The sequence below is a fragment of the Pedobacter antarcticus genome (genome assembly GCF_900112985.1).
GTDB lineage: Bacteria > Bacteroidota > Bacteroidia > Sphingobacteriales > Sphingobacteriaceae > Pedobacter > Pedobacter antarcticus.
This window is the reverse complement of sequence record NZ_FONS01000001.1, coordinates 418,357-431,600: the sequence shown is the minus strand read 5'-3', so window position 1 is coordinate 431,600 and position 13,244 is coordinate 418,357. Positions and strand designations below refer to the sequence as shown.

At 42.1% G+C, this 13,244-nt stretch carries 12 protein-coding genes; 10 read left to right on the top strand and 2 right to left on the bottom strand.

Features of this window, described 5'->3' with window-relative positions; translation table 11 throughout:
• Positions 1 to 2 precede the first annotated feature (2 nt).
• The 4 genes from BM192_RS01905 (at position 3) to BM192_RS01890 (ending at position 5,570) form a co-directional block, all read left to right on the top strand.
• Positions 3 to 3,017: a glycosyl hydrolase gene (locus BM192_RS01905; protein ID WP_234797485.1), complete on the top strand. Its 3,015-nt coding sequence runs from the start codon at positions 3 to 5 to the stop codon at positions 3,015 to 3,017.
• 5 nt (positions 3,018 to 3,022) lie between these two features.
• Positions 3,023 to 4,456 (top strand): arabinose isomerase, encoded by a 1,434-nt coding sequence (locus BM192_RS01900; RefSeq protein WP_037444594.1) that lies wholly within the window; start codon positions 3,023 to 3,025, stop codon positions 4,454 to 4,456.
• A gap of 191 nt (positions 4,457 to 4,647) precedes the next feature.
• A complete protein-coding gene (locus tag BM192_RS01895) occupies positions 4,648 to 5,079 on the top strand; it encodes a hypothetical protein (RefSeq protein WP_051760266.1) in 432 nt (143 codons plus the stop codon).
• Positions 5,076 to 5,570, top strand: a complete 495-nt coding sequence (locus tag BM192_RS01890) for a nucleotidyltransferase (RefSeq protein WP_070808232.1) — start codon at positions 5,076 to 5,078, stop codon at positions 5,568 to 5,570. Before BM192_RS01895 ends, BM192_RS01890 begins: the two co-directional genes overlap by 4 nt.
• Positions 5,571 to 5,918: 348 nt before the next feature.
• Here the strand turns inward: BM192_RS01890 and BM192_RS20695 are convergent, their stop codons facing one another.
• On the bottom strand, positions 5,919 to 6,185 hold the full coding sequence (locus tag BM192_RS20695; RefSeq protein ID WP_139218386.1) for a hypothetical protein: 267 nt from the start codon (positions 6,183 to 6,185) through the stop codon (positions 5,919 to 5,921).
• Positions 6,186 to 6,307: 122 nt separating this feature from the next.
• On the opposite strand from BM192_RS20695, the gene BM192_RS20845 reads away from it, so the two are divergent.
• Entirely contained in the window at positions 6,308 to 6,466 is a 159-nt protein-coding gene (locus BM192_RS20845; RefSeq protein WP_157282951.1) for a hypothetical protein, read from the top strand.
• A 25-nt stretch (positions 6,467 to 6,491) separates the two neighbouring features.
• Complete coding sequence (locus BM192_RS01880; RefSeq protein WP_037444590.1) at positions 6,492 to 6,983, top strand: PRC-barrel domain-containing protein; 492 nt, start codon at positions 6,492 to 6,494, stop codon at positions 6,981 to 6,983.
• An 8-nt stretch (positions 6,984 to 6,991) separates the two neighbouring features.
• Here BM192_RS01880 and BM192_RS01875 read toward each other — a convergent pair whose 3' ends face one another.
• The gene (locus BM192_RS01875; RefSeq protein WP_037444587.1) at positions 6,992 to 7,411 is read right to left on the bottom strand and encodes a hypothetical protein; all 420 of its coding nucleotides are present in this window, start codon (positions 7,409 to 7,411) and stop codon (positions 6,992 to 6,994) included.
• Between the two features lie 187 nt (positions 7,412 to 7,598).
• Here BM192_RS01875 and BM192_RS01870 point away from each other — a divergent pair, with 187 nt between their 5' ends.
• The 4 genes from BM192_RS01870 to BM192_RS20690 all read left to right on the top strand — a co-directional run bounded on the left by BM192_RS01870 (position 7,599) and on the right by BM192_RS20690 (position 13,243).
• On the top strand, positions 7,599 to 8,012 hold the full coding sequence (locus tag BM192_RS01870; protein ID WP_037444583.1) for a hypothetical protein: 414 nt from the start codon (positions 7,599 to 7,601) through the stop codon (positions 8,010 to 8,012).
• A gap of 109 nt (positions 8,013 to 8,121) precedes the next feature.
• On the top strand, positions 8,122 to 9,237 hold the full coding sequence (locus tag BM192_RS01865) for an efflux RND transporter periplasmic adaptor subunit (protein WP_037444581.1): 1,116 nt from the start codon (positions 8,122 to 8,124) through the stop codon (positions 9,235 to 9,237).
• A gap of 69 nt (positions 9,238 to 9,306) precedes the next feature.
• Positions 9,307 to 12,459 (top strand): efflux RND transporter permease subunit, encoded by a 3,153-nt coding sequence (locus BM192_RS01860; RefSeq protein ID WP_037444579.1) that lies wholly within the window; start codon positions 9,307 to 9,309, stop codon positions 12,457 to 12,459.
• Entirely contained in the window at positions 12,452 to 13,243 is a 792-nt protein-coding gene (locus BM192_RS20690; protein ID WP_088776010.1) for a TolC family protein, read from the top strand. Before BM192_RS01860 ends, BM192_RS20690 begins: the two co-directional genes overlap by 8 nt.
• Position 13,244 lies beyond the last annotated feature (1 nt).

Sequence of the window (13,244 nt, the reverse complement as noted above, 5' to 3'; positions counted from 1 at the left end):
AAATGCATTTACTTCCGCGGATTTTCTTTGTCCTTCTGTTATCTGGCGTACCTACTACCTATGCACAATTACCGCTTCAAAACCTGCGCGTAAATTTTATTAAACCACCCGATGTTTACAAGCCTGGTGTTTATTGGTATTTTATGGATGGGAATATGACTGCAGCATCTATCACTAAAGATCTGGAGTCTATGAAAGAAGCCGGGATCGGGAACTTGATTTTTCTGGAAGTAAATGTTGGCGTTCCCAGAGGTAACGTCGATTTTTTAAGTGAAACCTGGAAATCGCTTTTCGTATTTGCCGAAAAGGAAGCCAGAAGACTGGGGATTGAAATAACTTTAGGTATCGGACCAGGCTGGACAGGGAGCGGGGGCCCCTGGGTTAAACCAGAGCAATCTATGAAGCATTTGGTCTCCAGCCAGGTTTCGGTATCAGGCGGCGAAGGTAAAAAGATCGTATTGCCTGTGCCACTACCTAAGAAGCCATTTTTTGGTGAAGGGAATCTCACTGATGATTTCAAAAAGGACTGGATGCATTATTATGAAGATGTGGCAGTACTGGCATTTCCGGAAGTGGAAAAAGGAAGTCCCATTGAAGATTATGAAGAAAAGGCGCTTTTTTACCGTGCACCATACAGTTCAGGAGAGGTGAGAGCATTAATGCCCTCGCCGTCCGCGCTGAAAGGAAACAGCAAGTCTGCTATTCAGAAAAGCAAAATTATAGATCTGACTGGAAAAATGCAGGCAGATGGTACGCTTAACTGGACTCCGGCCAGCGGACGTTGGACTGTAATGCGTTTTGTCAGCCGTAATAATGGGGCTATTACCCGGCCTGCATCCTTTCCTGGTCTAGGTTTTGAAGCAGACAAATTTGATACTACTGCGATTAATGCACATTTGGATGTCTACGTAGGCAGCTTGCTGAAAAGAATAGGGAAGACTAATAAAAGTAATGGCGGCGGATTAAAGCGTTTACATATGGATAGCTGGGAAATGGGCGCACAGAACTGGACCGCGAATTTCCGAAATGAATTTTTGCGGCGAAGAGGTTATGATCCGATCAGGTATTACCCGGTTTATGCCGGGAGCGTTGTGGGGAGTTTAGAAGAAAGTGAAAGATTCTTATGGGACCTGAGACAGACTTCTCAGGAACTGGTTTTAGAGAACCATGCAGAACATGTGAGGAAATATGCCCATCGTCATGGTTTGGAATTGTCGATTGAGCCTTATGATATGAATCCGACTTCAGATCTTGATCTGGGAAGTGTCGCAGATGTGCCCATGGCAGAATTCTGGAGTAAAGGTTTTGGGTTCAATTCGACTTATAGTGTTATTGAGGCAACTTCAATAGGCCATATAATGGGGAAATCACTAATTCCTGCGGAGGCTTTCACCGCGCAAGGGGGGGAAGGCTGGCAACAACATCCCGGGTCAATCAAAAATCAGGGCGACTGGGCTTTTGCGGCTGGGATAAACCGTTTTGTATACCATACTTTTCAAAATCAGTTCTTACCTGACTCTTTGAAACCCGGAGCGACTATGGGGCCTTACGGTGTGCACTGGGACAGAAGTCAGACTTGGTGGCCTATGGCAGGCAGCTATCATGATTACGTAACACGGTCTCAATATCTGTTACAACAGGGGCGTACGGTAGCAGATATACTTTACCTGACACCTGAAGGTTCACCGCTAGTCTTTGTACCGCCTTCAACAGCCATCGTTGGAGATACTATCGGCGACCGCAGAGGTTATAATTTTGATGGTTGTTCACCATTACAATTATTAAAAGCTTCTGTGAAAAATAAGCAGGTAGTATTTCCTGGTGGTGCCAGTTACCGGATTTTAGTATTACCTGCTTATGAATCTATGACGCCGGCATTGTTGACAAAAATAGGCGAACTGGTCAGTGCAGGAGCAACAGTCGTAGGCAGCCCTCCACGTAGATCGCCAAGTCTCGTTAATTATCCGGCCTGCGATCAGCAGGTGCTGACGATGAGTAACACTATCTGGGGAGGTTCACAAAATCCGGCTCAGGAAACATTTCGCAGTTATGGAAAAGGGCAGTTGATCTGGGGTGGACAAGTAAGTAGAAATCTCGATGATCTTTATCCACGTTATGAAACGACTGCTAAAATATTGAGTGCCCTGGATCTAATCGAAGATTTTAAAGCAGACGGCCCTGTTAGGTACACACACAGAACTGATGAGAACTGGGATCTTTACTTTGTTTCCAATACAACAGACAGACAAGTGGATTTGACAGCAGAATTCAGGTCTGTAAAAGGATCACCTGAATTCTGGAATGCGGTTACAGGGAAGATTACACAGACAGATCAGTTTGAGACGATTGGACAAAAGACATTGGTTCCTCTGCAACTGGATGCTTATGAAAGCATATTTGTGTTATTCTCAGCAGATAACACCTGGAAACCTGCTCTAATTAAAAAGAAAAAAAGTCTGGATCCGGTTTTGACGCTTGGAGGTCCCTGGGAAGTAAAATTCGACCCGGTATGGGGCGGGCCGGCAAATCAGGTTTTTCCTACACTAACGGACTGGTCTAAAAATGAGAATGAGGGCATTAAATATTATTCAGGTACAGCAGTTTATCAAAAGGAGTTTGATCTTTCAGCGTCGGATCTTAAAGCAGAAACACCGGTCTATCTGGATTTGGGTAAAGTCAAAAATATGGCAAGAATAAAACTTAATGGAAAGGACCTGGGCGTCGTCTGGACCGCGCCATGGCGAGTTGATATTTCCGGCCTTTTAAAGAAGAAGAATAAGCTGAGCATTGAGGTAGTTAATTTATGGCCGAACAGATTGATCGGTGATGAGCACAAACCATTTGACGGCGTGGTTAATGACCAGTGGCCGGCATGGTTACTAAACAATCAACCGCGTACCAGTGGGCGGTATACTTTTACGTCATCGCAGCCTTACAAGGCAGATACACCATTGTTCGAGTCTGGCCTGTTAGGACCTGTGACTATAGTCAGAGAGAAAATCAGAGAAATAAAATAAAATACATGTATACAAAAACAAAGGTGAAAGCCGGCCTCTTCGGTATAGGTCTGGAGGCTTATTGGGAGCAGTTTGACGGTTTAAAGGCGAGACTGACAGATTATTTGAATCAGGTCGCAGTAAATATGGAGGGTTTCGATGCCGAAATTGTAAATCTGGGTTTAATAGATACCCCGGAAAAAGCTTTTGAAGCTGGAACGACATTTAAAATCAAAGATGTAGATATTATATTTTTATACGTTCCTACTTATGCATTATCATCTACGGTATTGCCAGTAGTTAGAAAAGCAAATGTGCCGGTTATTATACTTAATCTTTCACCTGAGGCGAGTATAGATTATAAAAGTTTTAATAATTTAACTGATAGAACGGTAATGACCGGTGAATGGCTGGCACATTGTTCATCCTGTGCTGTTCCGGAAATAGCAAATGTTTTTAACCGCAGTAAAATTCCGTTTTTCCAGATAACGGGTATGCTCCGGAATGACGATCATGTCTGGAACCAGGTCCGGGAATGGATTGAAGCTGCCGGTGTAGCAAAGACAATGTATTATAACCGGATGGGAATAATGGGCAACTATTATAGTGGAATGTTAGATATTTATACTGATCTGGCTCTGCAGCTTGCCACATTCGGCGGGCATATGGAGGTGATTGAAGTGGATGAATTATCAGGTATAAGAGCGGAAGTTACAGAAACAGAGGTTTCTGCTAAGCTTTTGGATATTCATTCGGAATTTGATGTTCAAGATGATTGCCAGCAGGAAGAGTTACATAGGGCAGCTCAGACTGCGGTAGCACTGGATAAGCTGGTCAGCAAATATCAATTGGGGTCCCTGGCTTATTACCATAAGGGAAGTGGAAATCCGGTTAACGAGAATACTACAACTTCAGTTATTCTTGGTAATTCGCTCCTGACCGGACGTAATGTACCTGTAGCTGGCGAATACGAAATCAAAAACGTTCAAGCTATGAAAATTCTCGACAGTTTTGGCGCAGGTGGTTCCTTCACAGAGTATTATGCTATGGATTTTACCGACGACGTAGTGCTGATGGGGCATGACGGTCCCTGTCATCCGGGGATAGCAGAAGGGAAGATCAAAGTGCGGCCCCTACAGGTTTATCATGGTAAAGTTGGTAGTGGTTTGTCCGTGGAGATGTCTGTGAGCCATGGTCCTGTTACGTTGCTTTCAGTTGTCGAAACAGGAGATGGTCAATTGAAACTTCTGGTGGCTGAGGGTGAATCTGTGCCTGGCAGTATTCTGGAAATTGGCAATACCAACAGTCGTTACCGGTTTTCTTTGGGTGCAAGGAATTTTGTCGAAGCATGGAACAGGCAGGGACCAGCGCATCACTGTGCGATTGGTAAGGGACACCTAGCATCACGTATTGAAAAACTGGGAGAAATATTAAAAGTGAAAACGATACAGGTTTGCTAGGCTTCCAGGACTGATATTTATAATCGAGAAACAAAAAAGCAACCATTATTTAATGGTTGCTTTTTTATGGAATTACCTACAGGGGCGTTGTTGATCGTTGAGCGGGTGGGCTAAGGATCATAAGGTGGGGCAATCGGGACTATTTTTGTTCATATGACTAATATTGCTATGATATTTGTTATATTTGGTATATGGAAATACTAAGTGTTCAGGGGAAAAGAGTAATCGTAGTTTTTTGGAAAAATAATACAGAGAATCCTTTTGAAGTATTTTCTAATCTAAAGAACTTTTGTTTAAGCTATCCACAGTTTAATTACAATACCATTAGTAATTATTTGAGTAAGGCTAAAGTCGCTTATGAAAACCAGGAAATACGAATAGAACGTAAAAATATTATTTTAAAGCCTAAACCTGCTCCTGAACCCCGAATAAGGAAGATAGCGCCTGTATTAAGAAGGGTTATGCTGAAAGATGCAAATGATGAACAACATGATCTGATATATTGGTTGGGTCGGCCGGTAAAAGAGCGTGCTGCTGCAGTTACTCATATCATTTCTCAATCTTTAACAAAGGGACAAAGAATGGATAAAACTAAACTGGTAAAGAAAAGAATTTACGCATGACATTAGCCGAAGATTTTGAAGATTTTGTTAAATTGTTAAACCAATATAGTGTTGAGTACATGGTTGTGGGTGGTTATGCATTGGCATTTCATGGTAAGCCTCGTCACACAGGTGATCTCGATATTTGGATCAACGTATCTGAAGAAAATGCAATTCGAATGCTCAAAGTCGTCAATGATTTTGGGTTGCAATCTCTAGGCTTCCAGAAGGAGGATTTTTTAACAGAAGGATTAATTAGCCAGATCGGATATCCACCATTAAGGATTGACGTGCTGAACCTCATTGATGGAGTTAAGTTTAGTGATGCAATCTTAAACATGGAAAAGATAGAACTCGAGAATGATCTTGTCATCAACTATATTGGCCTTAATGATCTGGTGAAAAATAAACAAGTCTCCGGCCGCAGACAAGATATTACAGATGTTAAGACATTACAAAAGTTAATGAAATCTAAAAAGGGCAATTTTCTGGATCCTGCCGATGAAAATTAAAGATAAATTAATTGAATTATCGAATCGATACCCCAAAGACGTTATATTGCATAATTAGTAAATTAGGCGGTGCGGAGTTGAGCTTTACAGGACATTCGTTTGGCGGAGGATTAGCTCAAATCGCCCGATAATAGGTGCAGACTTAATGATTTTTTAGCCAGGCAACCTGTGACCATTTCAGTCCGTGATATCCCATTACATTTCGAAAAGTAAACAAATTAATATATTTATCGCAGCGTAAGGCCGCTGGTCTTTCCTAAAAGATTCTGGTCTTTTGAAAAGCCGCGGCCATTGACTTTATTACATGTGTTCTTAATTTATAGAAACTAACTACAGTTCAATTTACCCCTAAGGGCTTACTGTTTCTATATCACCCTCAGGATTCTCTTCGTCGTGATCTTCCGGCAATTCTGCGTCGGGTTCCTCCTGATCTTGTTCTGTATTTTTAATTGGCTTATCTTCCTGATCATCCGATAGTGTTTCTTCAGGACTGTTATTATTCTTCTGATCATTTGGTTTTCCATCTTTCTCTGTGTCTGGCGTAACCGTTTCGATATTTTTCTGGATCTCTTCTGTAGGATCGGGATGTTGTTGTGTGTTTTTTGATTCTTCCATTGCTTTAGGGATTTGTTTAAGCTGTCGTAATACAATCGTTATTTTGGAGAAATTGTTTTCAGGAGAATTTTTAAACAAATTAAAATGCTGAGGGTTAATGCTAAATACCAAATAAAAAAAAGATGGCGGACATAAATGTACAACCCAAGAGGAAGAGCTCATGGTGGTTCTGGTTAGTTTTGATTTTTATAGCAGCAGGTTTGCTTTACTTCCTGTTGAATAAAGACGGAAGAGAATCCACAGACCGAATGCGGACGATTCCGGCGACTTCAAATCCATAAAATTATTAAACAAACAAAACAGACCATGACTGCAGCAGAAAATTATGAATACAGGCGTTTAGAAAGTATTACCGGCAGCGATTTTGAAGTTGCGGACGGCGATCCCAATATAAAAGGGTGGGAAATTAAAGATCTTTTAGGGGAAAGGCTAGGGGAGGTCGATGATTTATTATTTAGTCCCGCCGCGTTGAAGGTAAGATACCTGGTGGCCAGACTAGATGCTGTTGCTGTTGTAGATGAGCCGAGAAAGATCCTGATTCCGATAGGCTTGGCAGAACTGCATGAAAGTGCAGACCTGGTATTTATACCGGGTGTTTCTATAGCACAGTTAAATTCGGCCCCGGTTTATGATCCGGACCAGTTTACTCCTGAAGGTGAGCAGGCAGTGCTCCAGACTTTTAGAACCGAAAGAGATCTCATCCCCGGCTTTGATGAAGAACGTTTATATGACCATGCGCATTACGACTTAAGGCATCTTTACGGAAGGCGCTTTCCCGACAGGGGAAGAACGGTTTAAATCTAATCTCAATTCTGGTCCGCACAATACCTATATTTCTGAAGTAAAGCGTAGACGGAAATATTTTCTGTACTAAATGTTGTGAGGCTGCATTGCGGACCAGCATTGAAACCTGCGTGCTCAATGCTTAAAAACTCAATTTTATCAGAAGTTCTGTTGGCTACAAGATAATGCGTCCCATCGGGAATGACTATACCCTTTCCGCAAGGGATATCCATCTGCCTGCCGTCAGTATAAAAAGAAACTATCCCATAAAGTGTATAAAGAATCGTTTGACAAGTGGTCTGGTAATAAAGTAGGTCGCTGCCATTAACTTCGACAAACATGTGTCTCACAGAGAGCGCATCATCTTCTCTGAACGTATGACCGCCTTCTGAATTACCCCAGAAATAATGTTTTATTCTACGTTTATCAGGCACCGTGTTCATCACAATTCAATTTTACATAGCCTACTATATTAAGTAGATCTCGTATACCAATTTATGGAATAATAAACGCTTAAAATCAAGTTTTTTAGTAAACATTTGTCATCTTAACGTTTGAAATAGCTTTTTTACCCAGAATTATAGGTATAGTTTGTCCCGTGCCATTTAAAAAAATATCTTTGGGGAGATCATGCAGATAAACACTCCGTATAGTTTTCATTCTGTGAGCTGGCTTAAATTCATTTTGCTGGCTTTAGTGGTTTCCTCATTTACGTTTTTTGAATCCGATCAGGCGGCTGTAAAACAAATACATCATTCCTATTATTATGATGATCCGCTTGATGACGAAATGCTGGAGCCTGCATCGACATTTGCCGGAAGCCGTTTATTCCGGCATATTCAAGCAACAATTACCCATAATCGTACGAATTCTGGAAATGGCAAAAACATTAAGTTTCAGCTGGATAATTTCATTTTCTGTGAAAATCAGTTTTTCCATCCTTATCGTATCTTTGACGATTACACCTTAACAGGCCACAGGTATGAACCTGAGTGGTTTCCTAAAGCCCAGCATATCAACCTGTTTCGCCAAACACTTTTCTAGACCTTTTCTTTTAAAAAATTTATTGATCCGGATCTATGCTGATCCGGAGGTTTCGAACAGTCTTTTTTACAGGACTGTCCGTCTTTTTATTGATTTTTAAGATAGTATCATGAAATTTAACTGGTTAATATTAGCCTTGATTATACTTGCGGGATGTTCCCGTCAGGAAAAGAAAACAACGACTGCCGAAGTGCCCAGCGAAATTCCGGTCATTAAACTACTAGCAAGAGACACTTCGTTGGCACATAATTATGTCACAGATATACAGTCTATTAAAAATGTTGAAATCCGTGCGAGAGTACAAGGTTTTATAGAGAAAATTTTAGTAGATGAGGGCCAATATGTAAAAAAAGGCCAGCTGCTTTTTCAATTGAATGACCAGGAGTACAGAATTGCACTTAGCAAAGCCGAGGCTGGTCTCAGCAGTGCCATGACCACGGTTAAAATTGCTGAGGTAGAAATGGAGCGGATTAGGACACTGGTTGATAAAAAAGTGATTTCAAAATCAGAACTTGATTTGGGCATGGCAAGACTCAACGAGGCAAAATCAAAGGTTGCAGACGCAAGAGCGACGATCGCTGATGCTAATCATAAACTTTCGTATATAGCTGTTCGTGCTCCCTTTGACGGTATAATTGACCGTATTCCATTAAAAACCGGAAGTCTGGTAAGTGAAGGAGCCCTTTTTACCACAGTGTCTGACAATCAGGAGATGTATACTTATTTCGATATCACAGAAAATGAATATCTGGAATACAAACGTACCGTTGACGGCAAATTTGCTCAAAATAAAGTTGCCAGGCTGATTTTATCTGATGGTTCACTTTACCCGATAGAAGGTAAGATTCAGACTCATGAATCCAAATTTTCGGATAATACCGGATCCATCGCCTTCAGGGCTAAATTTCCCAATCCAGATCACATGCTGAAGCATGGGGCTTCGGGTAAAATTCAGCTGGTTTCCGAATTGCAAAACAGCATCTTAGTCCCTCAGAAGGCAGTGTTTGAAATTCAGGATAAAAACTATGTATTTGTAATGGATTCTAAACAGCAGGTAAAAATGAAAAGCTTCGTGCCTTCGATGAGAATTGCAGAATACTTTGTAGTTGATTCCGGCCTGAAAGATGGTGATGTAATCGTTTACGAGGGCGTCCAGAATATCCGGGATGGTGTACAGATCAAGCCTGTTTTTCAGCAGGAGGATACCAAATTGGCTAGCAAATAATTTTCTAATTTTCATGGGTAGTCCAACCTTTTTAAAGGGGGATGGCTGCTGCATTTATTTTTTTCCGAGATGGTTGAAAACTTTATAAAAAGGCCAGTGCTTTCACTGGTGATTTCCTTGATTTTTATTTTACTGGGTCTGCTCGCTTTATTCAGATTACCTATTACCCAGTTTCCGGACATCGTACCGCCCTCAGTTGTTGTGACAGCCAGTTACAATGGTGCAAATGCTGAGGTCTGTGCAAAAGCCGTCGCTACACCGCTTGAAAGGGCAATTAATGGTGTGCCGGGCATGACTTATATGAACTCCGTGAGCAGTAATAACGGGGTAACACTAATCCAGGTTTTCTTTGATGTGGGAATAGATCCCGATCAGGCAGCCGTAAACGTGCAGAACAGAGTAACTACCGTTCTGGATGAATTACCAGAAGAGGTTATTAAGGCCGGCGTAACTACAGAAAAAGAGGTGAACAGCATGTTGCTTTATCTGAATGTAACCAGTTCTGACAAAGATATGAACGAGGAGTTCATCTATAATTTCTCCGACATCAATATCCTTCAGGAATTAAAAAGGATTGATGGTGTAGGATTTGTGCAGATTATGGGCTCCAGGGACTATTCTATGCGTGTTTGGCTCAAACCAGACCGGATGTTATCTCACAATATTTCCACAGAAGAAGTAATTGACGTGCTTCGCAAACAGAATATCGAAGCCGCACCTGGAGTAGCCGGTGAAAATTCAGGAAAGGATACGCAGGTTAAACAGTATGTGTTAAAATACGGAGGTAAATTTAATAAAGAGGAGGATTATGAAAAGATCGTACTTAAGGCAGATGAAACCGGTGCGGTTGTCCGCCTGAAGGACATTGCAGATATTGAGTTTGGTACCATGAGTTATGATATGGTGTCCAGAACCGATGGTAAGCCTTCTGCTTCTATTATGATTAAACAAAGGCCTGGATCCAACGCAAGCGAGGTTATCGAACAGATTAAACTCAAAATGGCGGAACTGAAAGAGACCAGTTTCCCACCCGGAATGGAATATAATTATGCTTATGATGTATCCCGGTTCCTGGATGCCAGTATTTCCGAAGTGGTTAAAACACTTGTGGAGGCATTTATACTAGTTTTTATTATCGTGTTTCTTTTTCTTCAAGACTTCAGAAGTACACTAATCCCGGCACTGGCCGTACCTGTCGCTTTGATTGGAACAATGGCATTTTTCCAGGTGCTGGGCTTCTCGATCAATATCCTCACCTTGTTTGCATTGGTATTGGCTATTGGCATCGTGGTAGATAATGCGATAGTTGTGGTTGAGGCGGTCCATGTAAAAATGGCTGAAAAGCATCTCCCACCTATGGAAGCAACGATTGAAGCCATGCGTGAAATCAGTGGAGCAATTGTAGCGATTACTTTAGTTATGTCGGCGGTATTTATTCCGGTCGCTTTTCTTTCCGGTCCGGTCGGCGTGTTCTACAGGCAATTCTCATTGACACTGGCAATCTCAATTGTTATATCCGGTATTAACGCGCTCACGCTTACTCCTGCGTTATGCGCTATCTTATTGCGTCCGCATGATCCTTCGTCTCCCAAAAAGAGCTTAATGGGTAAATTCTTTAATCGCTTTAATAAGGGATACGACAGAACAGAAAGAAAATTTGCCGGAACAGTATCTGCATTGGTTGGCCGTAAACCGGTTACCATTGCTTTATTTGTGTTTTTCTGTTTTGCTGCCTGGTTGGGAAGCTCAATATTACCTTCCGGATTTATACCTACAGAAGATCAGGGTATGATCTATGTCAACGTAACCACTCCGCCGGGTTCTACGGTAGAAAGGACTGAAAAGGTTCTGATCGATTTTGAGGAAAAGATCAAAGGATTTAAATCCGTGGAAAATGTGAGTACCCTGGCCGGTTACAGTTTAATGAGTGAAATATCCGGTGCTTCTTATGGAATGGCCATGATAAACCTGACAGCCTGGGATCAAAGGGAAGAATCTGTAGATGAGCTGATACAGCAGCTTCAGAAAGCCACCGGAAGTATTAGCGACGCTACAATTGAATACTTTCTTCCGCCAACAGTACCTGGATTCGGAAATGCCGGAGGGTTTGAATTACGCTTACTCGACAAAAATAAGGGAGAGGACTTGAATAAAACTGCAGAAATTACTAATGGATTTGTTGCCGCACTTCGTGCTGATGAAAAAATAGCTGGAGCATTTACCGGTTTCGATCCGACTTTCCCGCAGTATATGATTCATATAGATCAGGATGCGGCTGCTCAGAAGGGGGTAACTATAGACAATGCGATGAGCAATCTGCAAACCCTGATCGGTAGTTATTATGCGACCAATTTCATACGTTTTGGACAAATGTATAAGGTTATGTTACAAGCCTATCCACAATACCGGAGTAAACCAGAAGATCTGTTATTGCTCTACGTGAAGAATAGTATGGGGGAGATGGTGCCGTATTCTTCTTTTATTAGCCTGGAAAGAATATATGGTCCGGAACAGATTAACAGGTATAACATGTATACTTCTGCGATGATCAATGGTGATGCTGCAGCGGGTTTCAGCAGTAGTGAAGCGATTGCCGCTGTGGAAAGGATTGCGAAAGAAAAATTACCCAGGGGGTTCAGTATCGAATGGTCAGGGATGACCAGAGAACAGATTCTTTCGGGTAATCAGGCAGTCTATATTTTTATAGTTTGTCTGGTCTTTGTATACCTGCTGCTTGCCGCACAGTATGAAAGTTTTCTACTGCCGCTTCCGGTATTATTGTCTTTGCCGGCGGGTATTGCAGGGGCATTTTTTACCTTGAAATTCGCTGGCCTGGAAAATAACATCTATGCTCAGGTCTCGCTGGTCATGTTAATCGGCTTACTGGGGAAAAATGCAATTCTGATTATCGAATTTGCGGAGCTCAAAAGGAAGGAAGGGGCCACTGTAATTGAATCTGCGATTGCAGGGGCAGTGTCCAGGTTGAGACCAATTTTGATGACCTCCTTTGCTTTCATCGCTGGTTTGATCCCATTATGTCTTGCTTCGGGTGCAGGAGCTTTGGGTAACCGTTCTATCGGTACTGCATCGGTTGGGGGAATGTTATTCGGTACCATTTTCGGAATCTTCCTGATCCCCGGCCTTTACGCCATTTTCGCTGCATTGGAACAGCATAAAAACAAGAAAAAGAAACCTCTAAAAGAAATTACTGCTCATGTATAAAATCAATTTTAAAATATGGAACAAGTCCTGCATGGCGGGCAGCCTGATGCTACTTTTACTGCTCACAGGTTGTGGAGGAATGAAAGAAAGTGCGCTAACCGGACACCAGGCTATACCTGAAGCCTTTGAAGGGCAGACGGATACCACGCAGAACGGTCTCAGCTGGAAGGAGCTTTTTAGTGACCAGCGTCTTCAGGAATTGATTGATACTGCTATGCTGCACAATTATGAGATGAAAACGGGGTTGCAGCGCATTAATGTCGCAGAAGCAAATCTGAGACTTGCAAGATCCAGACAACTGCCATCAGTACAAGCCGATCTGTCTGCCGGACTTGATAAGTTTGGTAAATACACCATAGATGGGGTGGGAAATTATGATACCAACTTTTCACCGAATATTGACAGCAAAAGAAATATCCCGAATCCCACCGGGAATTTCTTTGCTGGCTTTAGAAGTTCCTGGGAGTTAGATATATGGGGTAAGCTAAATAAGCGAAAACAAGCTGCTTTTCTTCGGTATCTGGCTAGTAAAGAAGGGCAGCGGTGGTACCAGACCCAGCTGGTCAGTCAGGTTGCACTTTTGTATTTCGAATTGCTGACATTGGACAAGGAAGCCCATATTTTACAGCAAAACATAAGACTCCAGGAAAAAGGAGTGGAGATCATAGAAGCGCAGTTAGCTGGCGGAAGGGCTACAGCTTTGGCCGTAAGTCAGTTCAGGGCTCAGTTAATGGGAACTAAAGGCAGGGCATATGAAATTAGACAGTCTCAGAAAGAAACATAAA